25 protein-coding genes are annotated in these 24,349 nt (G+C 47.8%); 12 read left to right on the forward strand and 13 right to left on the reverse strand.

Translation table 11 applies throughout. The features are described 5' to 3' along the window. Positions 1–19 precede the first annotated feature (19 nt). The 3 genes from DN599_RS08880 to DN599_RS08890 all read right to left on the reverse strand — a co-directional run bounded on the left by DN599_RS08880 (position 20) and on the right by DN599_RS08890 (position 2,689). The gene (locus DN599_RS08880; RefSeq protein WP_110457256.1) at positions 20–1,387 is read right to left on the reverse strand and encodes a COG3014 family protein; all 1,368 of its coding nucleotides are present in this window, start codon (positions 1,385–1,387) and stop codon (positions 20–22) included. 123 nt (positions 1,388–1,510) lie between these two features. Then, complete coding sequence (locus DN599_RS08885) at positions 1,511–1,723, reverse strand: SlyX family protein (RefSeq protein ID WP_110457257.1); 213 nt, start codon at positions 1,721–1,723, stop codon at positions 1,511–1,513. Positions 1,724–1,732: 9 nt separating this feature from the next. After that, the gene (locus DN599_RS08890) at positions 1,733–2,689 is read right to left on the reverse strand and encodes a WD40 repeat domain-containing protein (RefSeq protein WP_110457258.1); all 957 of its coding nucleotides are present in this window, start codon (positions 2,687–2,689) and stop codon (positions 1,733–1,735) included. A gap of 212 nt (positions 2,690–2,901) precedes the next feature. Here DN599_RS08890 and fkpA point away from each other — a divergent pair, with 212 nt between their 5' ends. Both fkpA and DN599_RS08900 read left to right on the forward strand, forming a co-directional pair. After that, the gene (fkpA, locus tag DN599_RS08895) at positions 2,902–3,660 is read left to right on the forward strand and encodes an FKBP-type peptidyl-prolyl cis-trans isomerase (protein WP_110457259.1); all 759 of its coding nucleotides are present in this window, start codon (positions 2,902–2,904) and stop codon (positions 3,658–3,660) included. Between the two features lie 220 nt (positions 3,661–3,880). Continuing rightward, positions 3,881–4,255: a YacL family protein gene (locus tag DN599_RS08900; RefSeq protein ID WP_110457260.1), complete on the forward strand. Its 375-nt coding sequence runs from the start codon at positions 3,881–3,883 to the stop codon at positions 4,253–4,255. A gap of 147 nt (positions 4,256–4,402) precedes the next feature. Here DN599_RS08900 and DN599_RS08905 read toward each other — a convergent pair whose 3' ends face one another. Next, positions 4,403–5,032, reverse strand: coding sequence for a response regulator (locus tag DN599_RS08905; RefSeq protein ID WP_110457261.1), 630 nt, complete (start codon positions 5,030–5,032; stop codon positions 4,403–4,405). A gap of 41 nt (positions 5,033–5,073) precedes the next feature. Further along, positions 5,074–6,774 (reverse strand): nitrate/nitrite two-component system sensor histidine kinase NarQ, encoded by a 1,701-nt coding sequence (narQ, locus tag DN599_RS08910; protein ID WP_110457262.1) that lies wholly within the window; start codon positions 6,772–6,774, stop codon positions 5,074–5,076. 246 nt (positions 6,775–7,020) lie between these two features. Between narQ and nrfA the strand changes: the two genes are divergently transcribed. Beyond that, entirely contained in the window at positions 7,021–8,421 is a 1,401-nt protein-coding gene (gene nrfA, locus DN599_RS08915; RefSeq protein ID WP_110457263.1) for an ammonia-forming nitrite reductase cytochrome c552 subunit, read from the forward strand. Between the two features lie 143 nt (positions 8,422–8,564). Here the strand turns inward: nrfA and DN599_RS08920 are convergent, their stop codons facing one another. Beyond that, the gene (locus tag DN599_RS08920; RefSeq protein ID WP_110457264.1) at positions 8,565–9,107 is read right to left on the reverse strand and encodes a hydrolase; all 543 of its coding nucleotides are present in this window, start codon (positions 9,105–9,107) and stop codon (positions 8,565–8,567) included. Between the two features lie 251 nt (positions 9,108–9,358). Here DN599_RS08920 and DN599_RS08925 point away from each other — a divergent pair, with 251 nt between their 5' ends. From DN599_RS08925 to DN599_RS08940, 4 genes are all read left to right on the forward strand, one after another. Beyond that, positions 9,359–9,697 carry a P-II family nitrogen regulator gene (locus DN599_RS08925; RefSeq protein WP_110457265.1) on the forward strand — a complete coding sequence of 113 codons (339 nt, stop codon included), beginning with the start codon at positions 9,359–9,361 and terminating at the stop codon, positions 9,695–9,697. Positions 9,698–9,709: 12 nt separating this feature from the next. After that, on the forward strand, positions 9,710–10,960 hold the full coding sequence (locus DN599_RS08930) for an ammonium transporter (RefSeq protein ID WP_110457266.1): 1,251 nt from the start codon (positions 9,710–9,712) through the stop codon (positions 10,958–10,960). A gap of 227 nt (positions 10,961–11,187) precedes the next feature. Then, positions 11,188–11,538, forward strand: coding sequence for a hypothetical protein (locus tag DN599_RS08935; protein ID WP_110457522.1), 351 nt, complete (start codon positions 11,188–11,190; stop codon positions 11,536–11,538). Between the two features lie 82 nt (positions 11,539–11,620). Then, positions 11,621–12,778: a tetratricopeptide repeat protein gene (locus DN599_RS08940; protein WP_110457267.1), complete on the forward strand. Its 1,158-nt coding sequence runs from the start codon at positions 11,621–11,623 to the stop codon at positions 12,776–12,778. A gap of 155 nt (positions 12,779–12,933) precedes the next feature. Here the strand turns inward: DN599_RS08940 and DN599_RS08945 are convergent, their stop codons facing one another. The 3 genes from DN599_RS08945 to nfsB all read right to left on the reverse strand — a co-directional run bounded on the left by DN599_RS08945 (position 12,934) and on the right by nfsB (position 15,190). Further along, complete coding sequence (locus tag DN599_RS08945) at positions 12,934–13,596, reverse strand: thiol:disulfide interchange protein DsbA/DsbL (RefSeq protein WP_110457268.1); 663 nt, start codon at positions 13,594–13,596, stop codon at positions 12,934–12,936. Between the two features lie 150 nt (positions 13,597–13,746). After that, positions 13,747–14,430 carry a DNA-J related domain-containing protein gene (locus tag DN599_RS08950; RefSeq protein ID WP_110457269.1) on the reverse strand — a complete coding sequence of 228 codons (684 nt, stop codon included), beginning with the start codon at positions 14,428–14,430 and terminating at the stop codon, positions 13,747–13,749. 106 nt (positions 14,431–14,536) lie between these two features. Beyond that, entirely contained in the window at positions 14,537–15,190 is a 654-nt protein-coding gene (gene nfsB, locus DN599_RS08955) for an oxygen-insensitive NAD(P)H nitroreductase (RefSeq protein ID WP_110457270.1), read from the reverse strand. 246 nt (positions 15,191–15,436) lie between these two features. Between nfsB and DN599_RS08960 the strand changes: the two genes are divergently transcribed. After that, the gene (locus DN599_RS08960) at positions 15,437–16,477 is read left to right on the forward strand and encodes an endonuclease/exonuclease/phosphatase family protein (protein WP_110457271.1); all 1,041 of its coding nucleotides are present in this window, start codon (positions 15,437–15,439) and stop codon (positions 16,475–16,477) included. Between the two features lie 90 nt (positions 16,478–16,567). After that, the gene (locus DN599_RS08965; RefSeq protein WP_110457272.1) at positions 16,568–17,476 is read left to right on the forward strand and encodes a hypothetical protein; all 909 of its coding nucleotides are present in this window, start codon (positions 16,568–16,570) and stop codon (positions 17,474–17,476) included. A 34-nt stretch (positions 17,477–17,510) separates the two neighbouring features. Here the strand turns inward: DN599_RS08965 and DN599_RS08970 are convergent, their stop codons facing one another. After that, positions 17,511–18,428 (reverse strand): DMT family transporter, encoded by a 918-nt coding sequence (locus tag DN599_RS08970; RefSeq protein ID WP_110457273.1) that lies wholly within the window; start codon positions 18,426–18,428, stop codon positions 17,511–17,513. A gap of 272 nt (positions 18,429–18,700) precedes the next feature. Beyond that, the gene (locus tag DN599_RS08975) at positions 18,701–18,937 is read right to left on the reverse strand and encodes a ribosome alternative rescue factor ArfA (protein ID WP_110457274.1); all 237 of its coding nucleotides are present in this window, start codon (positions 18,935–18,937) and stop codon (positions 18,701–18,703) included. A 334-nt stretch (positions 18,938–19,271) separates the two neighbouring features. Here DN599_RS08975 and DN599_RS08980 point away from each other — a divergent pair, with 334 nt between their 5' ends. Then, the gene (locus DN599_RS08980; protein WP_110457275.1) at positions 19,272–19,745 is read left to right on the forward strand and encodes a hypothetical protein; all 474 of its coding nucleotides are present in this window, start codon (positions 19,272–19,274) and stop codon (positions 19,743–19,745) included. Positions 19,746–19,926: 181 nt separating this feature from the next. Then, on the forward strand, positions 19,927–20,445 hold the full coding sequence (locus DN599_RS08985; protein WP_110457276.1) for a hypothetical protein: 519 nt from the start codon (positions 19,927–19,929) through the stop codon (positions 20,443–20,445). A gap of 19 nt (positions 20,446–20,464) precedes the next feature. Here the strand turns inward: DN599_RS08985 and rbsK are convergent, their stop codons facing one another. Together rbsK and rihA are read right to left on the reverse strand one after the other, a co-directional pair. After that, positions 20,465–21,391, reverse strand: a complete 927-nt coding sequence (gene rbsK, locus DN599_RS08990) for a ribokinase (RefSeq protein WP_110457277.1) — start codon at positions 21,389–21,391, stop codon at positions 20,465–20,467. A gap of 68 nt (positions 21,392–21,459) precedes the next feature. Then, the gene (gene rihA, locus DN599_RS08995; RefSeq protein WP_239473268.1) at positions 21,460–22,464 is read right to left on the reverse strand and encodes a pyrimidine-specific ribonucleoside hydrolase RihA; all 1,005 of its coding nucleotides are present in this window, start codon (positions 22,462–22,464) and stop codon (positions 21,460–21,462) included. Between the two features lie 467 nt (positions 22,465–22,931). On the opposite strand from rihA, the gene DN599_RS09000 reads away from it, so the two are divergent. After that, complete coding sequence (locus DN599_RS09000; RefSeq protein WP_110457278.1) at positions 22,932–24,314, forward strand: Na+/H+ antiporter NhaC family protein; 1,383 nt, start codon at positions 22,932–22,934, stop codon at positions 24,312–24,314. Positions 24,315–24,349: the final 35 nt, after the last annotated feature.

A 24,349-nucleotide genomic window follows, 5' to 3' on the forward strand; every position in this document is an offset into this window, starting at 1 on the left:
ACCGATTCCTGTAATGAGGTTAAATGATTATTGAATAAAAGCGGGTGTAATTACCAGTATCAATTATCCAAATTAATGTTGTTCTACCACTTTGTACGTCTATCGTCTGCGCCTGACCTTGGTCGAGTTGGATAGCATAGCGGCCAGCATCCACATAATCGCGGGCGATTTGGGCTTGCTTTGGCAGGGTTAGCCAGCTGCGTCGGTCGGGTTGTTCGGTGACGACATTAAAAATTTGTATGGCAAGCGCCGCCGCATCGAATTGATTGTTAGCCTTTTTTGAGTCGCTTCGCACCCGTCTTGCCATTTCTGATTTAGCGTAAATTCGAGCCGCTTGGCGAAACAGTGCGGCGGGCAACGCCTCTTTTAATGCTGTGATGGCTAAGGCGTCGATGTTGGCGAGTGGCGCGGCGGTTAAGCGGCGCCCAAGGCCATTAATCTGTGCAGGCCGTACAGGAGAGCGGTCGGGGTAATAGGTGGCTAATGATGCCGTTTGCCAATTGCCATGGATAGAAAAAGGCACGGTAAAGCTTTGCTTTTCTGGGACAAAGTCGCGCTCGACTAATAACACCACTTGTCCTTGCCCTGCGCTGGCGGGGTTAGCATCGCCCCAGCGGCGAACAAAATCATCCGCTTGCGGCATTGACAGTTGCTTGGCTAATCGGACTAAATCTTGTTGCAGATAAGGGTTGTTTGGGGTGATTTGCGCCGCTTTGCGATAATCGATAAAGGCATCGTTAGCCTCGCCCAATAACTCATACAGTAACCCTGTGGTGTAATAACTGTAGGCGTTTAAAAACGAGCTGGTGGTGTTGCCCGCAGCTTGTCCCAGTTTGTTGATCTCGGCATCTATGGTGCCGTTGGCCATCGACTGCACCCCTTGCATCGACTTTTGATAACGGGCTTGTTCTGAACTTTGCAGTTGATTACTGCGCCGAACTTCCACTAAGGCGGCTTCGCTGTCACCACTGAACAGGTGGTTCAGGGCTTGGTACTGATGCAGCATGATGCGCTCAAACCCAGGCCCACGGTAAGGGATCACATTGTCGTTAATCAACAGGCTAGAGGCTTTGGCGCCGGTATCCGAGATGCTGAGGGTAGCTTGTTCATCAAAGGCTTGATAAGCGTCAATTGCCTTATCGTAATAGCCTTTACTGGCGCTGAAGTCGCCACCTATTTGCGCTACTCTGCCAGCTTCTTGGGCGTATAACAATTTATCGGCGCCGTTTATTTTATCATCCAGCTGGTGGTAGATAGGGCTGGTGGTGGGGCGATTTAATGCTGCTTTTATCGGGGCGATTTGCGACGGGTAGCTAATGAGTACGCTGTTAAAGGCACAACCCGATACACTGAGACTGACGAGCATAATCATAACGAGTCGTTTCATCAGGTTATTACCTTAAGATGATGAATATACTGGGTTAACTTCATGTCAGTCTCGCTCCCATGCGCTAGAGTCTATCGCGATAACTTACCAGAGTGGCGGGGCATCGCCACTCAGATGATCGATTTAGTAGTGCGGTGGCGGCGTTTCATCCGCGGGATTAGCCATATTACTTGGCTCAGATTGTTGCACCTTGTCGACCAGTATACGCAGTTTTTCCTGCTGTTCATCGACAATGGCATTAAGCTTAATGACCTGTTGATCCAGTGCTTCAATAGTACTCTCTTGAAACGCAAGTTTCATTTCAAGTTCTTCAATTCGTTGTTCTAGTGGCACCAATAATTTCCTCTATAAGGGGGGCATAGGCCAAGTTTCCAGTAGACCATTGCTACTAATGCTACTGACCTGTTGATGGTTATCTTCAGCTACTGAGTATACAACGGCTCCTTTGATTTGGGCATGCTCTGTGCGACTGACTCGCCAATTAACCAGCATTTTTCCATCTAAAACTCGCCAGACACTCACTTCTCTAGCCGGAGTACCCGTTAGTAACTTGCTGTTGTCGCGAGTAAAGCGTGCACTGGAAAAATTATGAGTGCGCCGATGAATATTGAGCTGGCTGTGTTGGCTGCCATCTTGGGTGTTCCAAATGATGGCTTGATTGGTGCTGTCGGAGGCAAAAGCCAGCTCACCTTGCTGACTCAAGCTGACGTTAATCACCCGGCTGGGCAGCGACCAAGTATGGATGGGTTGGCCTGTTGTCGCATGCCAGAGGATCACTTGGTTATCATTGGCTCCCGAGAGGGCAAGCTCTCCATTACGTGAGATGGCCACGCTGTTGACCTTTTCACTATGACCTAGAAATTTGATTAATCGATTTTGGCTGGGCGCCAAGGACATCACGCTACCATCGGTGAGGCCGATTAACAGGGCGCCACTATCGGCAATCGCAACCGTTTGCCCGCTGGCTGGTAACGACCACCATCCGAGCGAGCGACCATCTTCTATGCTCCACAGCGCCACTGAGTCGCGACTCAGTGATGCGGCGTATTGCTGATTGGTAGAAATAGCGGTGTCGATGGCTTGGCTTTTTTGCTCACCGTGAAACCAGCGATATTTCTGGGTGTGCGTGGTTAAATCCCATAATTGTAAATCGCTATTGGCGGTACTGATCAACAGATAATGCGCATCGTCAGACAGGGTCGCGCTATAACTGGGTTGGCTGATGATGACGTTTGTTTCAGGCTGTGGTTGGCAGGCGGTGATAAATAATGCACAAATTAGCAGCACAGTGAAACTTTTCATGAACTTGCTCCGCAATATATTGTCTTTAGCTCAAGGCGATTACATTGACGCTAGCAGTCACTGCTAAGCCGCTTAGGGCTTACGGAACACAGTGATAGGGCTGGCTTAACATCGATAATGTAATTGGTATATGTTAATTAACTAGTATAAAGTGGTTCGTCTTAGAAGAGTAAGGTTATTGTAACCACGAGAAAATGCTGAGGAAGCTTTTAATGAAGTCGATTTACAAAATTTCACTGGTCGCGCTAGCAGTGGTTGGTTTAACAGCTTGTAACCAAGAGCAACAATCAACAACCGCCGCAGAGGTTAAATTAGAAACTACGCAGCAAAAACAAGCGTATAGTGTTGGTGCTTCTATTGGTAAATACATGTCAGGCCATATTAAAGAGCAAGAAGAGTTAGGTTTAGCTGTTGACCGTAGCCTCATCATCACAGGGTTCACGAATGGCCTAAATGATGAACTCAAGTTGACCGAAGAAGAGATGCAAACCGTATTGCAAAGTCTAGACGAAACCTTAAATGAGAAGCGTCAGGCACAGGCGACCGCCATGGCTGAAAAAGCCTTGGCTGAAAGCGCGGCATTCTTAGCAGAAAACAAGGCTAAAGAAGGCGTGACGACCACAGAGTCTGGCCTGCAATATGAAGTGTTAGTCGCAGGTAGTGGTGACATGCCAGCAGCAGAAGACACTGTCGAGGTGCACTATGTGGGCACATTGATTGACGGTACCGAATTTGACAGCTCTGTTGCTCGCGGCGAACCCGCTAAGTTCCCACTTAACCGGGTTATTCCAGGTTGGACCGAGGGTGTTCAATTAATGCCTGTTGGTGCCAAGTACAAGTTTGTTATTCCTGCTGAATTGGCTTATGGCAATCGTGACACTGGTACTATTCCAGCTAATTCAACGCTGATTTTTGAAGTTGAATTACTCTCTATCGAAAAAGCCGCAGCAGCGGCAGCCAGCGAAAAATAGTCGCTGACTCGATATAGTATTAAAGGGCGCTTAGCGCCCTTTTTTGTGGCTATAATTTGCCTTATGTAGCAATGAGCTGCATTTAGGTGAAGCTTGAAACTGGCTGAAACGTTGGTTTTGTCTACAAGCAGGGCGAACCCGACGAGATAACAGCGCATTGTGCGTAGGCTTGGGGTAGAATTTATCATTGAGAGTGGCATAACAATTTTAGGGTTTAATGATGGAATATGAATTTCGCCGCAATACATTAACGGGCACCTTAGTGGCTAATTTCACCATGGACCATGAGATCATGGGGCTGTGGTTTGTCGATGAACTGGGCGAAGATAATTTGCTGTATGAGCAAATTAAACAAGTGATTATGCAGTTGCAGCAAGGCACGCTCAGTGAAAAGCGTATCTTGGGTAAAGCGATATCAGTCGACTTAGACACCGAGCAAGTGCGGGTCTTTGCGAATGTGTTAGAGATGGAAGATGACTATGAGCTCGATGAGTCCATGTCACTTTATAATGGTGAGTCTGAGGCGTTTTGTGGTTTAGAAGATTTTGAGCAAGCCTTAGCCAACTGGCGTACCTTTATTCACGAGAGCCGCTAATCTAAGGCGGGGTCGAGTCATCCACGGCGCATCCCATGGCTATTGAAAATTTAGCCATGATTTAAGCTTAACCATGGCTACGCTCAACTAAATCATGATTGCGCGTAACTGGGGTTAAGCCTAAACAAGACTCACGTTTCATTAAGCTTAGTGATTGAGGTAGCGCACAGCCATCTCGGTGCGTGATTTTGCATCGGCCTTACGTAGCAGGTTTTTGACATGCACTTTTACCGTGCCTTCACTGATATGCAGTTGCTCTGCGATCACCCTATTACTTTTACCTTCGGCTAGCTGCTGTAAAATCTGTAACTCTCGTGGTGTCAGGCTACTTATCCATTCTTGTTCATCTTGTTCCTCTTGGAGGAGCTGTAAATGAGCTTCTACCGAGGCAGAAAGTACTTGTTGCCCCGACATCGCTTGCTTCAGTTGCTCGAGCAGCAGATCAGGCTCGGTATCTTTTAATAGGTAGCCGTCGGCTCCAGCGCGGATCAGGCGCACTACATCTTGTTTAGCATCAGAGACTGTTAAAATCACGATGCGGCTAGTGATCTCCTCTTGACGCAAGGCATTGAGGGTATCAAGTCCTGTCATCCCTTTCATATTGAGGTCGAGTAACACGATATCTGGCTCGTTGACGGCCACTAACGCCAGTGCATCTAAACCGCTGCCGGCTTCCCCAAATAGGGTGAAATCGGCATCGGAAGCGATCAGCTGACAGATGCCTCGACGTAATAAAGGGTGATCATCGACAACTAATACGGAATAGGGCTTACCCATGGTTTTGTCTCCAGGCGTTGTGTGCCGTTATTGCAGCCAAGTTATTCTGGCTCTGTCTTAGGTGGAAATTGTAGCGTGACCGTGGTGCCACCTTGAGTGTTACCGCTGAACTCTAGCATACCCGATAATCGACTGGCGCGTTCATGCATGATCCCGATACCAAAATGTTGATCCCGCTCCGTTAATTTATCGACACCCACACCATCATCACTAATGCTTATTACCACCTTGTCGCCTTGGGTCGTGCAATCGATATGGATATGGTTCGCTTGGGCATGCTTAATGGCGTTGAGCGTGGCCTCTCGGGTGAGCTGTAATACGTGAATATGCTGATAGGCCCCCAATAACTGTGCCGGTAGCTGGTAATTAAGGCTGATTTGGGCTAGAGACTGGCAGCGTAGCTGCGCTAACATCGCCTCCATGGCGTTATATAAGTTAGGGTCATTTATGGTTAAACGGAAGGTCGACAATAACTCTCGTAGTTGCATGTAGGCAGTATTGACTCCTTCATTTATCTCACTTAATTGGCTTTCAACTTGTGGGCTACGACAGTCGGTATCGAGGCTTTTTGATAACAAATTGACCTGAATTTTTAAAAAAGTTAACAGTTGTCCGAGAGAGTCATGCAGCTCTCGGGCGATAACGGCGCGCTCTTCCATCAGGGCCAGTTGTTGGCGTTGCTTGCCAGTATTGTGAATCACAATAGATCGCGCCAGCATGATGGCAAAGTTGTCAAATAATGCGTAATTAATCTCGCTATCGCTGCGTACTTCTAAATGGCCCAATTCGTTATCGGCAAACTTTAGGGCAAAACGGGTGGTTTCTGGTGCTGCCAGTGACCAGCCGCCATCGGCCTCGATACACAGGGGCGCTTGCCCCTCTTGGGCGATCACTAAGCGCAAGTTGGTATTTGGCTCATGAGCCTTGAGCTGCTCTAAGGCTTGCTTAAGCGTGCTGATCTCCAGTGTGCCTGAGTGCAGCATAACTAGGTTGTCGTACAAGAGTTTCAACTCGTTGTTGGCACGGGTAAGCGCAAAGGTTTTTTGTTTGACCTGATTTTCGAGGTCGGCATAGAGCGAAGATAGCTCTTTGGCAGTGCTGGCCAGTGCGTTACTAAGGGCGTTTAGTTCAACATATTCACTCTGCGGCACGGCAACATTAAAGTCACCTTTAGAGATGGTGTTAGCAGACTCCATTAATTGATGCAGCGGTTTCACGACTTTACGCTGAGTAAAGCGTACTGCAAAAAATGCAATAACTAACATTAGGCTGAGGCCGATAATCTGGCTGGCAGTCAGCAGGCGTAATTTAAAGGCGGCGTGTTTTTCAGTTTCTAGCACCAGTAAATCTATGGTATCGACGAAATCGCTGAGTGCGGCGGCATATTGGCGCGAGTTTTCGGTTTCGATATAACGCTTCATCACCTGCCATTTTTGGATAACCAATTGGTATTGCTCACCTAATGCATCCGGACTTATCCAGCTGAGCGCGCGTTTTAAGGCATCAGAATAAAGGGTGGCTTCAAACTCGGCAATTTTCTCATCGGCATTTTCACTACCAGAGTTGGCGTAAAACATCAGTCGATAGCTTTGCATCCGCAGTGAGCCTGAAGCGTTAATTGCCCGTGCATCACCTAGACTGTAGGCTAAATTGGCAATAGCAAAGGTGGCCAAGCTGCTGGACAGTAAAATAAAGGTCAGCATAAGCGCAAAAATGGTGGCGGTGAGACTGCCTTTTTTCATTAGGAACCGTCGCTTAAAATCGAAGAAGAGCAAGACTAAGTAAGGCCAGTATTATTAATGAGTCATCAGCATAAAAGTTAACATATTGGCTAAAATGTGACTTACAACACATTTACATTATGATCTAACTCAAAATTCATCTCAGTTACCCCATAAGAGGTATATTTAAAAAACAGCTTAAGGGCTAACTTTGGCCATGGAGATGTTGTGGTTATTATCGATAACTATAAATAATACGGAGATGAGATGGTGAAAAATTTAACAAAAAAAACCTTTGCAGTGAGCGCGTTGGTTGCAGCAAGCTTAATGACAAGTGGCGTGATGGCCAGTGACAAAACTGAGCCACGTAATGAAGTGTATAAAGACAAATTCGCGAAGCAATATAACAGTTGGCATGAGACCGCTGAAAGCGAAGAAGTTGTTGATATGTTAGAGCAGGTGCCCAGTTTAGTGGTGCTGTGGGCGGGATATGGTTTTGCCAAAGACTATAATGCGCCTCGTGGTCATATGTATGCGGTAACGGATGTACGTAATACCTTACGTACTGGTGCGCCTAAGTCTGATGAAGATGGCCCAATGCCGATGGCGTGCTGGTCATGTAAAAGTCCCGATGTGCCACGAATGATCGAAGAGCAGGGTGAAGATGGCTACTTTAAGGGCACTTGGCATAAAGGCGGTGCTGAAATCGTCAATACTATCGGTTGTTCTGATTGTCATGAAAAAGGCTCGTCTAAGTTGCGCATGTCTCGTCCGTATGCCGACCGCGCCATGAACACCCTAGGAACGCCTTTTGATAAAGCGTCGAGAAAAGATAAGCAATCTATGGTGTGTGGTCAGTGCCACGTAGAGTACTACTTCGAAAAAACAAAAGATCACAAGGGCTTTGTTAAGTTCCCTTGGGATATGGGCGCTACCGTTGAGCAGATGGAAGTCTACTATGACAGCATCGAATTTACCGATTGGACCCATGCTCTATCGAAAACACCTATGCTTAAAGCTCAGCACCCAGGTTATGAAACTTGGCAGCTTGGTGTCCACGGCAAGAACAATGTGACCTGTACCGATTGCCATATGCCTAAGGTGAAAAATGCCGAAGGCCGTAAGTTTACCGACCATAAAGTGGGTAACCCATTTGACCGCTTCGAAGAAGCCTGTGGTAGCTGTCATACTCAAAGTAAAGAGTTCATGGTTAACCTAACCGAAGAACGTAAAGTGAAAGTAAACGACCTTAAGGCGCGTGCTGAGGCACAGTTGGTTAGAGCTCACTTTGAAGCTAAAGCAGCGTGGGATGCAGGTGCTAGCGAAGCTGAAATGAAGCCTATTTTAATGGATATTCGTCATTCACAGTGGCGCTGGGATTACGCTACGGCTTCTCATGGTGTTGCAGCGCACGCAGCAGATGAAGCCTTACGCATACTCGGTACCGCGGTCGATAAAGCGGGCGACGCTCGTATTAAATTGGCGCAGCTACTAGCAGTGAAAGGGGTTAAGCAACCAATTGCGATTCCTGACGTATCGACCAAGGCTAAGGCCCAAGCGGCGCTAGGTATGGATATGAAAAAGATGAACGCCGATAAGGAAGAGTTCAAGAAAACAGTACTGCCTAAGTGGGATGCCGAAGCTAAGCAGCGTGAAGCAACGTACTAAGCAGTGATAAAGGCAAACCCGTTACGTGAGTAAATCTAGCGTGGTTGGTTAAGCGTTTGTCTTGAGTTATCACACTAAAAAGCCCTGGTATCTAACCAGGGCTTTTTTTATCTTCTGCCTATCTCCCGAGACTTGCTAGCAGTTTATTTAATCATCTTTAGCAGGGCCCTAAAGCGCTCGCCGCTGGCTTCGCACTGCAGTTCAAACAGTAAGGACTCACAGTTAGTCACTTTAGCACCGTACTGAGTCATCATCTGAATACCAAGCTGCTTATTTTCAGCACTGCGTGACGATACTGCATCGGCGATGACATCGACCCGATAACCATTGTCGAGTAGATCGCGACAGGTTTGGTAGACACAGATGTGCGTTTCAATGCCCGCCACGAGTACGTGTTTGCGTTTGATGGCTTCCATTGCGTGGCGAAAAGCCTCGGTATGCCAAGCACTAAAATGGGATTTGGCTATGGGTTGGTGATGCGGGGCGAGTAGGGCGTGCAATGCTGGACTCGTGGCGCCGAGTTTATCGGGTAACTGCTCTAGCCAGACAATGGGGATATCAAACAGTTCTGCCGCTTTGATCAAGGTGGTCAACTTGTGCTCTAAGGCGTCGGCTTGGTGCATCATTTGGGCAAGTTTGCCCTGCACATCGACAATCAATAACACACAATCCTGTGGTTTTAACATAGTCAGCTCCTCCCATGGTTGGCTTTCTATCATACCTAGGATAACGCCATAACCAATCGGTCATAAGTCGAATAGGCGGGCGCTTGTTTTTTGTGCATAGACAGGCTGTACGCACCAAAATGGTGCGGCAGTGGGTGGGTAAACTTGATGCCTTAAAAATAAGGTTATGATTATTAAGGTTTTACATTATTGGCCTGATGATTGAATTGTCTCTTGCAATACCACATCACAATCACGAGCCGGAGGCTGGAATGAAACTAATCAGTGCAATTATCAAACCTTTTAAATTGGATGATGTGCGAGAAGCCATTGCTGGAATGGGGATAGAGGGCATGACAGTCACCGAGGTGAAAGGTTTTGGGCGCCAAAAAGGCCATACCGAACTCTATCGTGGCGCCGAGTATCAAGTCGATTTTTTACCTAAGGTTAGACTCGATATTGCCACTAAGGCCGAAAACGTTGATCACCTGATTGAGTCTATCGTGGCGGCGGCTCGAACGGGCAAGATAGGTGACGGCAAAATTTTTGTGACAGATTTAGATCAGGTTATCCGTATTCGTACGGGCGAACTCGATAACGAAGCACTGTAAGGGGATAAGACAATGGAAGAACTAAAGGCATTAGGTACCACGGTGACCGAGTTGCGATTCGCACTAGACACATTTTACTTTTTAATTTCAGGTGCGCTGGTGATGTGGATGGCGGCGGGGTTTGCCATGCTAGAAGCGGGTTTGGTGCGCTCTAAAAACACCACTGAGATATTAACCAAAAACGTCTGTTTGTACTCCATCGCCTGCATCATGTACCTAATTGTGGGTTACAACATTATGTATGTCGATAACACCGAAGGCGGCTGGTTGCCCTCGTTAGGCGCACTGATTGGCTCACAAGCGGGCGATGCCGACCATGCCTTAGAATCGGATTTCTTCTTCCAAGTGGTGTTTGTGGCGACTGCCATGTCTATCGTCTCGGGGGCGGTCGCTGAGCGGATGAAGCTTTGGTCTTTTTTACTCTTCTCTGTGGTGATGACGGCGGTTATCTATCCCATAGAAGGTTACTGGACATGGGGCGGTGGCTTCCTGTCTGAGGCGGGTTTTGTCGACTTTGCTGGCAGCGGTATTGTACATATGGCTGGCGCGACAGCGGCTATTTCTGGGGTGTTACTGCTCGGTGCACGTAAAGGCAAGTATGGCCCTAACGGTCAGGTAAACCCGATCCCTGGGTCTAACTTACCCATGGCAACCTTAGGTATGTTTGTGTTGTGGATGGGCTGGTTTGGTTTTAATGGCGGCTCGCAGTTATTGGTATCGGACATGGAGAACGCCTCGGCTGTGGCCAAGATTTTTGTTAACACCAACTCGGCTGCCGCGAGCGGTGCCATCGCAGCGCTCATCGTGTGTAAGATGGTGTGGGGGAAGGCGGATTTAACCATGATCCTCAATGGCGCCTTGGCTGGTCTCGTCGCCATCACTGCCGATCCGTTATCGCCTTCATTGCTATTAGCCGGTGCTATCGGCCTGTTTGCCGGTGGCATAGTGGTCTTCTCTATTGTGATGTTTGATCGCATTAAGATAGACGATCCTGTAGGCGCAATCTCGGTGCACGGTGTGGCGGGATTATTTGGTTTACTCTTGGTACCGCTATCGAATGCCGATGCGACCATAACAGGGCAGTTACTTGGGGCGGCAGTGATTTTTGCTTGGGTATTTAGTAGCTCATTTGTGGTCTGGTACGTACTCAAGGTGACGATGGGGATCCGAGTCACTGAGGAGGAAGAGTACAATGGCATGGATGCATCTGACTGTGGTATCGATGCTTATCCTGAGTTTGTCTCGCTCAAGAGTGCCAACTAAGTCCCAATCATGCAGGCGCTTAGCTAATGTTAAGCGCTGAGCGTAAGTAATCATGATGATAGCGAACGATCGTTTAAGTGATCATCATCGTTGGCGTACAAGATGATATTTGCGGGGCCATTGCAGTAGTGCAGTGGCCTCGCTTTTATGTATGATGTGGACACACGCTAGGTGTCTATTGCGCCATACTGTCTATGGCCAACGGCGAGTTAATTGCGAGGAAGACCATGAACATTGTGCGAGTCAGTCTCTACAGCCTCTACCTAAGTCTGCTCTCTATTGGCTACGTGTCTATCAGTGCTAGTCACGCTGGCGAAGTCGTGGTGCGTAAGTCCAGTGAACCTTTCGATGCATTTGCGGTGCGAGACCAAGTGTTGCAAGACCATCAATGGCGAGAGGCGCTGCGAATGCAGCAACAGCTCACGATTTTACGCGCCCTGCCACTGGGCTGCGTACTGGTGCCGACGCCTTATCGCTACTTTCATTGCGGCGCCCATTTCTATCGGCCTTATCGCGATGGTAAGTCTAATAATGAGCTTTATATTGAAATTGACCCACCAGAGTCTAGCCCAAACTAATATTTTGTAACGCTTTGGCGCGGCAAAAGACCATGGCCTCATTTATGCTAAATGATATGGCGTTCAGATTGAGACCTGTTTTATGCGGCAGTTACTTTGGCTTGCATGGATGATGGGGTTACTGCATGGATGCGCCTCAACCCCCAGCACTCGCTCGGTTGATAACATTGAGCAATATTTTTTAGATAACCACTTTAAGTCAATTATCTTACCTGTGGTGCCAGCTCAGCTGTTTGCCTTGTCACCTCAGACCACTCAAGTGCTGCAGCAGGCATATCAAAGCAGTCAAGCGTCACGCACTGCAACCATGGCCCATCGTTGGTTAGCCAATTATATCAGTGCTAGCCAAGGCGGTTTTAGCTATCAAGATAATATAACGCGTATCCCTCAGCAGACCTTTGAAGATAGGGCGGGGAATTGTATGTCGCTGGTGTTGCTTACCACCGCCATGGCTGATGCACTTGGCGTGGCGGTTGAATTTCAGCAGATAGCGGTGCCACCCGTGTGGGATAAGCAAGGCCAGTTTTATCTCATCAATGGTCACATCAATTTACGCTTATTGCCACAAGCCACCAAGGACACCGTGCTGGTGGCTAGTCAGGAGATCCAGATCGATTTTTTACCCGAACGAACCATGCGCAGTTATGCTAAATCCCGTATCGATAAAACCACTGTGATGGCGATGTTTTATAACAATGTTGCGGCCGAATCTTTAGTGGCCGGTGATTATGATTTAGCTTATCAATACAGTAAACAGAGCTTGCGCTTGCGTGCCGATTTTATCCCTGCACTCAATACCTTGGCGATATTATATCGCTATAAAGGGTTAGATGATGTCGCCGAAACCTTATACAAGTTGGCGTTAACCCTTGATGATGATGACATGAATGTCTTGTACAATTATGCCTTGCTGTTAGAGAGTCAGCAGCGTTTAGTCGAGTGGGCGCAATTGCATAAAACTCTCGAGTTGGCTCGTATCAGCAACCCCTACTATTACTACAATATGGGGCAGCAGGCCTATATGGATCATGAGTACCAAAGGGCATTAACTTGGTATAAACGAGCCGTGGAGAAAGCCGATTATCGTCATGAATTTTATTTTGGATTATCACGTGTCTACTGGGTCACAGGCGATACACGTAATGCACGGAAACATTTAGAAAAAGCCCTCTCATTGTCAACCGATGCGGCTAATCAGCGTCGTTATCAAGCTAAATTACAGGCGATGCAAAGCCATTAAATATAAGCTACTCACTATCAGATAAGAGATTAACTTCAGACCATTAACGCTAAGTCGTTATTAGAGCAAAGCGCATACATTATTTGAGTGAGGTTGGATACAAAAAAGGCTTCCGAAGAAGCCTTTTTAAAGGGAGAAAGTCATTCAGCTAAGGCTTATTTATGCTCAACCGCCAGATAGTTAATAAGATCAATCAACTCACCTAGGGTGCGCACTTGGCCTAAATTGACCGCGTATTTGTCGTTAACGATAAAGGTGGGTACGCTTTGAATGCGAAACTCACGTTGCTGCGCACGCCACAGGTTAATTTTATCGGTCACGGCTTGGCTATCGGCAAGGCTGTCATAGTTGCTGACGTCGATGCCGTTGGCGCTAAACACCTTTTTGATATCATCACGGGTATTGATCTCAGGCTTGTCGTGAGCGCTGTGATCATGGTCATGGCTTTGGCCGTTGGCCCCCTCTTCACCTTGAATGGCAGCAAACATGGCATGGATCATTTTGTCTTCGACGTTAAGCTCTTGGATCACCGCCAGTGAGCGCATCACTTCGGTGCCAATATCGCTATCCATAAAGTCTACATGCTTACTGTCGAAGCTGACGCCTGGCTTAAGGTTCGCCTTGATGTCCCCTAGGTATTGGGTTTCCATATTGAAACAGTTATGGCAGTAAAAAGAGTAAAACTCGGTTAATTTGGGCTCGGTGCTTGGTGCCTTGTCTGATACGACAGTGAAATGCTTACCTTCTATAAACTGTGCGGCAAAACTGCTTAATGGAGCAATGGCTAGAGTCAGTGCTAATGCGATATGTTTGATCATAGTGTCCTCAAATGACAGCGTGCTGCTTAATGGTAATTAACATAAAAAATATAATATTTTTAGCATAATAGTTAAAGCTTAAGTATGACTTAACGGCGCTTAAGAAACAGTGCCCACAATGTGACTTAGCTTGTATATTGAGGCGGCATTTTACCACTTTTCACGCAAAGTTTGCCAAGCCTCACAAACTTGCCGAAATTTGGCGGCATCGCCACCTTGACGATCCGGATGCCATTGCAGGGCTAAGCGACGCCATTGTTTGCGTATCATCTTGCTGGTGGCGTTATCATCGAGCTCGAATACGCTTAAGGCTTGGCGCTTATGCATTGCGTTGGGGTTGGCGCCAATATATTGCTCATAGCGGTGCCAAAATGATTCGAGGATCTGCTGGATCACATTGGCACTGGTATCGTAGTTGTGCCAATCCATGTAGTAATCACGCAGTGAGTCGTCTTCAGATAATTGCTGGTTGAGATCGCTTGGCACTCGCCTAAAAATTTGGATTTGCATCGATTTTACCTGCAGCCAGCTGTCAGGCAGTAACATCTGTTGCAGTTGAAACAGGGCATTCATGAGTAGGAAGTTTTGTTTAAACAGGGCTTTTTGTGGGTCGCTGTCGAGATCTTGCATCAGGCCCTGTTGTTGCAATTTGGCCGCGAGATGATGCACTTTCCAGCTGTGTGGCGTGCTTTGCAGTAGTGAGAGCAGCGGCCAGATAAGCGGATTATCACCTTTAATCGAAGCGGTCGTTGCCACAGCGTGCTTGGCTTCAGAGTTCGCTTCGGCATTGGCATCGAGTGAGGCTGGGTCTTGGGGGTGTTTCGCTAGCAACATAGGGATCATCCATAACCAATGATAATTTTTACTATGGCAATAGCAAAGATGGAACGCAAGCCTTTAATGGCGCGCCCATTATGTGCAGACGCGCCATGGCTCAGGCTTAAATCTCGGTGAACAGTTCACTTAAGGGTAAGCGTGACTTAGGCAGCTTAGCGTTAAAGTCCTCTTCGCTGTGATGGCCAAGGGCGACCACCACCGAAGCGCAATAACCTTGGGCGGGTAAGTCCAGCAGTTGGTTAAGTTTAGTCACATTAAACCCTTCGATCGGGCAGGCGTCGATATCGAGTAGACTGGCGCCAAGCAGCAGGGTGCCTAGCGATAGATACACCTGCTTTTCCATCCAATGCTGGGCATCTTTGAGTTCGACTCTGTGCATATTGGCAAAAAAGGAGCGCCCAGCATGTTGCCCTTGCTTGGCCTCGTCGTTAGCAAAGCGGCCATCGCTCGCCTCTTGCTCCAGTAGCCTTTGCAAGTGCGCTTCATCCATACTTGTTTTGGTGCACAGCACTAGTACATGAGACGCATTGAGGATTTTATCTGTGTTAAAACCAAAATCACTGGTGGCTTGGGCAATGGTCGCCTTGCCTTGCTCGCTGGCGGCTAACACAAAGTGCCAAGGTTGCGAGTTGGTCGACGATGGGCTGAGTCTGAGCAACTGTTTTAACTCATCAATTTTCTCATCGGCGATCTTTTTAGTGGGGTCAAACACCTTAGTGGTATAGCGTTTGTTGGCAAAAAAACTGATTGGCTGCATGCAGGTTATCCTATGTGCGAGCAATGAACGATGTGGCGATTCTACGCCAGTCACCATTCAATGAACATGGTGTAAAATCACAAATATTGGCAAAATTATATTGATGATAGGCATCATATGTAACGCATGGCTGAGTGTCATCGATGGGCTGATTGGCAGCTTGTCGATAAGCGCTGAAAGTGTGGTTCACTTTTTGTCATGTTATGCTGCCAGCTTATGAATCGTTATTTAGGTTAAGAGGTATTTTTGTCTACTGAATCTGCAGCTCAAGTACAGCTAAAAATAGCCAGCTTTAATCTGTTCAATTTTATTGCGCCGCCAGATGCCTATTACGATTTCAATAACATCTATAGCGAGCAGCAATGGCAGCAAAAGTGTGACTGGATAACGGCTTATGTTAATCAATACCGTCCCGATGTAATAGGTTTTCAAGAGGTGTTTTCAACTGATGCGTTAAGGGCACTGTTAAACGCTGCTGGTTATCCCTATTTTGCTGTGGTCGATATCCCAGAGGTCGCAGATGAGTTTATCTATCGCAGCCCAGTGGTGGCCTTGGCCTCTAAATACCCGATAAGCGCCATTCATGCCTGTAGTGCCGCCCCTGAATTTGCCGCGTTATTGGGGCTCAGCGCCGACTTTGCATTCAGTCGCACACCGGTGCGGGCGACTGTGGAGCTGCCTGCTCTGGGGCCATGCGATTGTTATGTGGTGCATTTTAAATCTAAGCGCGGCCAGTTCAGTGTGGAACAAGCTCAAGAGTTGCTTGGTGTTGCCCCGAGCGCGATGCAAGCCAGTTTTGCCATCGAGGCCGCTGCCAAGTGGAGCGCCGCTATCGTGCGCGGGAGCGAGGCGAGCCTGCTGCGTTATCTCATTGCCCAGCGGCGCGCCGCCACGGCTTACCCCGTGATCTTGATGGGTGATTTTAACGATACCTTGCATAGCGGCGTGCTATCGAGTCTGGTCAGTACGGATACCCGCTTGATTGCCACTTATGGTGAGCAGGGCTTTGACGATTACCGCTTGCAAGATGCCTATCAGTTATTTGAGCAATCCCATTACAGCGTGACAGCCGTTGCGCGGCCAGCCACTCACTACCATTTAACCCAAGGGGCGGTGTTAGATTACATCTTACTGTCTAATGAGTTTGACCCTCATAATGATCAGTGCCTAGCAGAAGTTGAGCACTACCACACCTATGATAGGCACTTGCTTAACCCTGAGTATGCTCGCGACAGCCATAGCACAGATCATGCACCTGTCATGATCACCTTAAAGATCAGGCAGTAAACTCGTTTGTCATCTTGCAGGTTATAGGATAGTTTGAGCCTATTGACTGGGGCATAATGCTGGCGCATGGCGAGATAAAGGGTACAAAGAATGCTTGACGCTATTTGTCGTATGGATAAGTTATCGCAAACCGTCTATTCGGTATTTCAGTTTCAACGCCTCGATGAGGCGGAGATTGAACGCTTGCGTCAGCACCTATATTGCCCAGCCTGTGCTGGTAAGGCGTATTTTCGTAAAGCCTCTAAAGATGGTAAGGCAGCCTGCTTTGGCTCGCGTTATCATCAATTAGATTGCCGCGAATTTAAGCCCAGCGCCAACCGCCAACGTGAAGAGCAAGATGCCAGCGAGGTTAACCAGCTTATTGTCGACAGCGATGCGCTGCGAATCGACTTTTCTAAACGCGCATCAAGCCATAGTACTAAGGCAAAAACCGCAGCAACGGCTACAGATAACAGGGTTTCCGAGCCAGCAGTACCAATGTCCCAAACGGCTCATTCGCCCATCACACCTCCCGTTAAAGAGAGCACGCCAACGCCCAGTGAGGCTAGCATTCCCACGCCCGATAAACGCATCGCCCGCGAAGGGTTAGAGAAACTGTTACACAGTTTATTGCGTGGCAGCGAGCTGGCTAACTCAGATTTATGGGTGTATACCGATGACAAGTATCGTTGGCGCGCTAAAAATCTGTTTGTTAATTTTAGTCAGGCTAGCCCCACTGACAATGGGGCGCCGCGTATGTATTGGGGCACTATTTCTCATACCGATAAGGCGATGCTCTGGCTTAACCCTGCCGACTGTAAAGATGTGGGGATCCCAATCAATGGCTTTAAAGAGGAGTTACAACAGCGTTTTGCTATTGAACATCGCCGCGATCTCGAAGGGGCTGGGATCATCTTATTTGGTAAGTGCTTTTGGAATAAAGAGAAAACCCGCAAGATCATTCAGCTATGGAATCGCGATATCAGCCGAATGCACATCTCGCTCGCCGAAGAGGGGTGATGATACGAGCCTGGCCTATGTTGCATTCATAGGGTTACTGGCCTATGCGACCGAGTCGGCGCCTTAGTCTATCGCCAAATTGGTATAAGCCCAGTCCGCCCAGCACCAAGCCCGCACCTATCACCAGTGCTTCGGTTATCGCCTCGCCATTGAGTTGTGCCCCCAAGGCCATGGCAAAGACCGGGGTGATAAGTGTTACTAATGCCACAGTGCTGGCGTTTAGGTGCTGCAAAATATAAAAGTAAGCCACAAAGCCGATAAGTGAACCAAAAACCCCCAAATAAGCTATGGCCGCCATGGAACGCACCGACCAAGTATCGATAGGTAAGCTGGCATCAAAGAGTAACCAAGCCAGCGCAAATAATGGCGTGGAAAAAAGCAAGGCTCCCACGGTACTCGCAATGGGGTGAATGGCAATGTGGACGGTTTTAATTAATACACCGCTAAGGCTAAATAACAACACGGCACATAAGATAAGACTTAGGCCAATCCAGCTATCACTGCCTAGTGCCAATTTAGCCGAGCACACCACTCCTAAGCCCGTAAATGCCAGCAGTAATGCCAGTATACGCATGGGGCCAAATTTGGGCTCGTTCAGCAGCTTCTGGGCCAACAGCCCTGAGATCAATGGCGATAAGCCAAATATTAACGACATGGTGCCCGAAGGCAGATAACGAGCGGCAAAATAACTGAGTAACATGCCGCCAACGATACCGATAGCAGAAAAACCATAGAGCTTAAAGGCGATGCGATTCCAAGGGAGGCGGATCTTAGTCATGATAATAACCAGCAAACCAAGCACCAAAGCGATTAGCATGCGCAGTAAGACTGCCATGGTCGGATGAACCGACTCGCTGCTCCATACAATACCAAGAGGCGTAGTTGACCAGATAAGCACTACCGCTAAAAATGATATTGGTACAAGTTTAGGTAAAACGGCTTGAGATGACATGGTGAACAACGCCTTATGACGATGATTAAGCAATCGCTGATGAAGGCCGATTTTGACTGAGTTGCGCCGATATTGCTATTAAGGAATATCGCCACTGGCAAAATAATGATGATAACAAGGTGACTTAGCTCCGTTTGTGGTAACAGTTTGTTATAAAAGCGGTAATAACAAATCTGACGGTGTTTACGCTAGCAACTTAATCAGTTAGTCGGGGGAATGGCGTGTTGGTGTTCGATATAGCAGTTAAGGCGGGAGGCAGTGCAGTTTTTATTCTAGGAATTTACTGATGAACTGATAGGAATAAATAGGCTTAAAAAGTCAAAAAGGGCAACGCCCTTTAGCATTTGCCCTTTTTGTTGTTTGCGGTTGTATGATCCTTTGCCTTTTTTAGGCTTCTCAGTGCGCATTCTAAATAACTCACTGGTGACGATAGCTTTTAAGGCGTTGTCTTTAATGACGCCACGGCCACTGTCATGGGGTATCGTGCGTCGATGATTTTTTTTACTCATCTTGTCTCCTCTTTATCCTAATGAGCGATTCAAAACTGAATCCGATTAGCAGTTGTCAGTACTGAATAACACTATCGCTTAACGCGCTCTCATCAAGCAGCAACTGCTCTTGCTACCCAAGAGTGGCGCTTAGCCTGCGCTTATTTGCGTCTTGGCTAAGCAGCGCAATATTACGCCTATTTTTTAGATAAAGTAAAGCCCATTTTTAGCGATTTTTAGTCATTATTTTTATCACTTGAGTGGCGTCTGTGGCGCTGGTTCGCCGCGGCGCTACACTTAGACTGTTGAGCGTGTCAGCCAGGCTTGATATTGACCCATTATTTAAGGAGTGAATATGATAAAAATTAATGGATTTATAGGTTTAGTTTTTTTGCTGTTTACCCTGCTGGGGGGCTTAATGTTAACGCAGGTCAAGGCTGAAGAGTTAGCGCCGCCGTCCAGTGATGCCCTGCAGATGGCGGGAGCCAAGGGGGTATTTGCTTTCACACCAGTGGACTGGCAAGCAGGCGAAACCACTTGGTGGCTCGACTCCGATGGGGTGGCGCCAGACGTGGCGGGGTGTCATATCGGCACCGATGAGGATGGCAATGTCAATGGGCGCATGTTTGGCGAGGCTTGTTTAACGGATGTGGTATTGGTGGAGTCAAACCCAGGTAAAGGGGTGGTTCATGCTCACAGTAACGATACTGGTCATCCCGATCAGTTTGATTGCCTAAAGTGGTGTAAGGCGAGCGGCAATGCCACTGGTCGCTGTGAGGTCGCCAGTGCGCCACCGTGTGAGCAATCAGCGAGATGTGTCTGCCAGTAAATTTATCGCTAAGTTTGTCTGCGGTGACATAAGAATAACGGCCACAGCAGTGCAGCTGACATACGGCTCATTGATTAGGCTGTTAGCGTGATTATGACTAAATTAATTCTCGCTTAAATAAAGGCTCGTATAGTGTGTAGCAGTTTCACTTATTTGCGCTTATTAAAGGGGGGAGTGATTTATGAATAACGTATTGAATCTAGTGCTTGCGGTATCGGCATTGTCGCTAACGGCCTGCGGGTTTGTGGGCGATGATAAGGCGCAAATGGAGCAAGCATGGTTAGCGCAAGATCAGCAATTAAAAACCGTAGTAGAGCAGATCCGCGCTCAAGGTATTGCAACCGTGGCCCAAGGTGCGGCGGCTGGGTCGGTAGCACAGTGCGTGGCGAGCCAGCTGTCAAAGGATCCATTGGGTCAGTTAGTGAGCGTCGAAGGAGCGTTGGTGGAGCAGGCAAAAATAGCAGAGTTAATGACACAGTTACAAGCTGCTATGGAGCAAGAGGTGAGTTTTTCACAGCTATTTGAGCTGTTGCTGCAAGGGGCCGACTTAGCCGCTTATGCATCGGCATTGGTTGACCAGCAAGGGCTAGAGCAGGCATTGCAAACGGTAGAACAGTTGGCACGCTCGGGCGGTGAATTTGCCACCCAAGATTTAGGTGTGCATTTTCAGCAGTTGCTACAGGAGTGCCAACAAGGCTAACTCATCGTTATTTCTACGTTCATGGCGCTGATGGGGCGATTGCTAATTCATGGCGATAAGGGATCGATCGCTGCGCGCCGGCTCGGGTGACTGCGATGGCCGCGGCTCGGTGGGCAAATTTCACCGCCGCATCTATGGTATACCCTTCACTTAATGCCACCATTAAGGCGCCATTAAAGGTGTCACCAGCTGCCACAGTGTCGATAGCATCGACCTCACAGCCCGGCAGTAAGCCACAAAATTCCTCACTGCTAACGTAGGCTCCTTGTTTACCTAAGGTGATGATCACTGTTTTCAGCCCTAATTGGTGCATCATCTGGGCGGCTAGTTTGGCGCTGGCACTATCGGTGACTTCTATGCCGGTTATTGCCTCTGCCTCGGTTTCATTTGGGGTAATAATATCCACCAATTGAAACAACTCTTTGCTTATTGTTCTTGCTGGGGCTGGGTTTAGTATGGTGCTGCAGCCTTGATATTTTGCTAGCTTTAGGGCATTTAATACGCTGAGCACTGGGGTTTCTAACTGCACCAATAACCAATCGGCGGCCTCGATAAGCGGCTGATGGCGTAACAGGGCGTCAGGGGTGAGTGTGGCATTAGCGCCTGGCGAGACGCCAATCATGTTTTCACCATTTTTATCGATAAAAATCATAGCATTACCTGTAGAGGTTTTTGCTATTTGATGCACGCCATCGGGATGGATACCATCGCTGAGCCAAGCATTACAGAGTTGTTGCCCGGCCACATCGTCTCCCACATGGCAGATAAAATCGACCCGAGTGCCTGGTTGAGCAAGGCGGGCGCTGGCCACGGCTTGGTTGGCACCTTTGCCACCATATTCGAGGCGATAATCGCGGCTCATTAAGGTTTGTCCAGACTCGGGGAGGAAATCGAAATTCATCACATGGTCAATATTGGCGCTACCTAAGATAAGGAGTCTGGTCATGATTATCGTCCTAATAATGAGTGGTTCTTCAGATAAAAAGGGGCGAAGGCCCCTTTAATATAAGTGAATTATTGATTGTATGCGGTTAAGCATTCAACGATAAGGTCGACAAAGCCTTGCCGGTCCAGATCAAATAGTACGGTGGCATTGGCGGGCTTGCCGGTTAAGTGGTAGCGGTCGACGACCGTCATGCCCTGAGTGTACTCACCTTTGGTTTCTACGCCTACCCAGCACTCTTGGGCACTAAAGAGTTCAGGTTTGAGCAACCAAGCGATGGTGCAGGGATCATGTAGTGGTGCGCCGATAAAGCCCCACTTAGGATCTCTGTGATAGATCATAAAGAAGTCGAGTAACTCGGCAACACATTGCGCCACAGGATTAGGAATTTGGCGAATACGCTCAACATCTTCATCCATGATCTGGGCTTTATGGGTTACATCTAGTCCACACATGGTGATGGGGATGCCTGACTTAAACACCATATCGGCGGCTTCTGGGTCAACAAAAATATTAAACTCGGCAGCTGGGGTCCAGTTACCGACACCCGCGGCACCACCCATCAATACGATACGTTCAATCTTGCTGTGCAGTTCAGGGTAGTTGGCCAAAAACAGGGCAATATTGGTTAGTGGTCCCGACGGAATTAAGGTCACAGGATCTTTGCTTTGGCGGACTTTTTCGGCCATCAATTCAAGGGCGTTTTGCTCAAGGGCAGCAAAGCTAGGCTCGGGCAGTTGTGGGCCATCGAGACCACTTTCACCGTGTACGTTGTCGGCAATAATTAACTCTCTTGCTAATGGCTTAATGGCGCCGCTAGCAACGGGGATGTCTGAACGATTAAGCAGTGTCAGCATGCGCAGAGCATTATTAAGCGTTTTATCTGGTGTTTGATTGCCAGCACTGGTGGTCACAGCCAAGGGATTGAGCTGCCCGCTGCTGAAAGCTAAAACTAAAGATATGGCATCGTCATGGCCGGGATCGCAATCGAGAATGATCGGACGCGCGTTGGCGTTGGGGGCGATGGTGACGCTGGAAATGTCGATAGGGTTTGTTATTGATTTTGAATGGGTCATTGTCACACTCCTTAGATTGACACCAGAGGAGAGTAGCACGCCAAAAAAACTTGTCACCCAAGAAGAGAAAAATTTGTGATTAACCTAAAGCCGACATGTTCTGGCTGAATTCACCATAGGCAATATTTAATTATGCATCTTAGCTAAATATGCAACAGCAAAAGAGCAATAATCTAAGCGCGAACAACTTTTAGTTATATCCTTTGTTTTCAGTGGTTTAGGTTGTTGGTGTCAGCGTAGGCGATTATTTTTTTAATCAAATAAGTATTTGTTATTGACTCATCGGCCATTGAGGATTATTTTGCCGCCGATGTTTTAACTAAGGTGCAAAATGGCATTGACCATCATCTCATGGTTAGTGGTATGTCCATAATAAAGCAGCAATTAAGCGTAGTTGGAATAATAACCAATTTCGCCTAGTGAAATTAGTTTGCCGTATTGGCTCAATTTAAGAAGGACCTTAACGCATGTCTGAAGCGACAGCCTTAAGTCTTATCCCACCTGTGGTGGTTTTGGTGTTAGCTATTTGGTTACGCCGTCCAATTCTCTCATTAATTATCGGGTCTTTAGTGGGGCTGGCGATGTATCAGCCGAGCGATGTACTCAATAATATTTCGACGATCTCCCTTTCAGTGATGGCAGATGAGACCATAGGTTGGTTGATTCTGGTATGCGGTGGATTTGGTGCCTTAATCAGTTTGCTGGTGAAAACCGGTGGCTCGATGGCATTTGGCCGCCATGCGCTTAAGTTTGCTAAGGGACCTAAGTCATCACTGTTTATGACCTTTATCTTAGGTGTGGTGATTTTTATTGATGATTACCTCAATGCCTTAACGGTTGGCTCGACCATGAAACGTGTCACCGATAAGTTTAAGGTATCACGTGAGATGCTGGCCTATGTGGTTGACTCAACCGCGGCGCCGATTTGTGTGTTAGTGCCGCTATCTACCTGGGCGGTCTTTTTTGGTGGCTTGTTAGTCGACAACGGTGTGGCCAGTGAAGGCCAAGGCATTGCGATTTACATGTCGGCTATTCCATACATGTTGTATGCCTGGCTTGCGGTTGCCATGGTGCTATTGGTGATTTTGGGTATAGTGCCCGCATTTGGGCCGATGAAAAAGGCGCAACAGGCGGCGGCTCAGGGTGAGCCTGCGCTAAAACAGATGGATTTAGAAGAAGTGCAAACCTCTGATGATTATGGTGTTAAGGCCATTGAAGAGGAGTTTAAACACGCCGACAACCTAGGTAAGTTGCACAATTTTTTTGTGCCTATCATACTCTTGGTTGCCTTTACCGTGTACTTCGATATTGATGTGCTTAAAGGGTTAATTGCCACTTTAGCGGTGACTTTGCCCTATTATGGTCTGCAACGTTTGATGCCATTGTCAGAGATGATGGACCAGATGATCGACGGTTTTAAGTCGATGCTGCCAGCCATTGGCACTGTTATCGCCGCCTTCGTGTTTAAAGATGTGTGTGACAAGATGCTACTGCCGCAATATGTGATTGGTAATCTCAGCGCCTTTATGACGCCACAACTCTTGCCTGCCGTGGTATTTTTAACCATGTCGATATTGGCATTTGCGACGGGCTCAAGCTGGGGGATTTTTGCGGTGTCTATTCCTATCGTGATGCCACTAGCACAAGCGGTAGATGCTAATATTCCTTTGGTGATTGGAGCGCTGTTATCGGCCTCCTCCTTTGGTAGCCAAGCGTGCTTCTATTCCGATTCAACGGTACTGGCGGCCCAAGGCTCGGGCTGTAACTTGGTGAGCCATGCGGTCACTCAGTTACCTTATGCGCTTATCGCTGCAGTACTAACGTTTATGGGCTTCTTATGGTTAGCCTAAACAAACGGGTTAACTAAGTCGTTACATCAGCTTAG

The organism is Shewanella algidipiscicola (assembly GCF_900380485.1).
GTDB lineage: Bacteria > Pseudomonadota > Gammaproteobacteria > Enterobacterales > Shewanellaceae > Shewanella > Shewanella algidipiscicola.

Coding starts and splice junctions, on each gene's coding strand:
- DN599_RS08880 (WP_110457256.1), bottom strand. CDS start 1,387: ATGAAACGACTCGTTATGATTATGCTCGTCAGTCTCAGTGTATCGGGT.
- DN599_RS08890 (WP_110457258.1), bottom strand. CDS start 2,689: ATGAAAAGTTTCACTGTGCTGCTAATTTGTGCATTATTTATCACCGCC.
- fkpA (WP_110457259.1), top strand. CDS start 2,902: ATGAAGTCGATTTACAAAATTTCACTGGTCGCGCTAGCAGTGGTTGGT.
- DN599_RS08900 (WP_110457260.1), top strand. CDS start 3,881: ATGGAATATGAATTTCGCCGCAATACATTAACGGGCACCTTAGTGGCT.
- DN599_RS08905 (WP_110457261.1), bottom strand. CDS start 5,032: ATGGGTAAGCCCTATTCCGTATTAGTTGTCGATGATCACCCTTTATTA.
- narQ (WP_110457262.1), bottom strand. CDS start 6,774: ATGAAAAAAGGCAGTCTCACCGCCACCATTTTTGCGCTTATGCTGACC.
- nrfA (WP_110457263.1), top strand. CDS start 7,021: ATGGTGAAAAATTTAACAAAAAAAACCTTTGCAGTGAGCGCGTTGGTT.
- DN599_RS08920 (WP_110457264.1), bottom strand. CDS start 9,107: ATGTTAAAACCACAGGATTGTGTGTTATTGATTGTCGATGTGCAGGGC.
- DN599_RS08925 (WP_110457265.1), top strand. CDS start 9,359: ATGAAACTAATCAGTGCAATTATCAAACCTTTTAAATTGGATGATGTG.
- DN599_RS08930 (WP_110457266.1), top strand. CDS start 9,710: ATGGAAGAACTAAAGGCATTAGGTACCACGGTGACCGAGTTGCGATTC.
- DN599_RS08935 (WP_110457522.1), top strand. CDS start 11,188: ATGAACATTGTGCGAGTCAGTCTCTACAGCCTCTACCTAAGTCTGCTC.
- DN599_RS08940 (WP_110457267.1), top strand. CDS start 11,621: ATGCGGCAGTTACTTTGGCTTGCATGGATGATGGGGTTACTGCATGGA.
- DN599_RS08945 (WP_110457268.1), bottom strand. CDS start 13,596: ATGATCAAACATATCGCATTAGCACTGACTCTAGCCATTGCTCCATTA.
- DN599_RS08950 (WP_110457269.1), bottom strand. CDS start 14,430: ATGTTGCTAGCGAAACACCCCCAAGACCCAGCCTCACTCGATGCCAAT.
- nfsB (WP_110457270.1), bottom strand. CDS start 15,190: ATGCAGCCAATCAGTTTTTTTGCCAACAAACGCTATACCACTAAGGTG.
- DN599_RS08965 (WP_110457272.1), top strand. CDS start 16,568: ATGCTTGACGCTATTTGTCGTATGGATAAGTTATCGCAAACCGTCTAT.
- DN599_RS08970 (WP_110457273.1), bottom strand. CDS start 18,428: ATGTCATCTCAAGCCGTTTTACCTAAACTTGTACCAATATCATTTTTA.
- DN599_RS08975 (WP_110457274.1), bottom strand. CDS start 18,937: ATGAGTAAAAAAAATCATCGACGCACGATACCCCATGACAGTGGCCGT.
- DN599_RS08980 (WP_110457275.1), top strand. CDS start 19,272: ATGATAAAAATTAATGGATTTATAGGTTTAGTTTTTTTGCTGTTTACC.
- DN599_RS08985 (WP_110457276.1), top strand. CDS start 19,927: ATGAATAACGTATTGAATCTAGTGCTTGCGGTATCGGCATTGTCGCTA.
- rbsK (WP_110457277.1), bottom strand. CDS start 21,391: ATGACCAGACTCCTTATCTTAGGTAGCGCCAATATTGACCATGTGATG.
- rihA (WP_239473268.1), bottom strand. CDS start 22,464: ATGACCCATTCAAAATCAATAACAAACCCTATCGACATTTCCAGCGTC.
- DN599_RS09000 (WP_110457278.1), top strand. CDS start 22,932: ATGTCTGAAGCGACAGCCTTAAGTCTTATCCCACCTGTGGTGGTTTTG.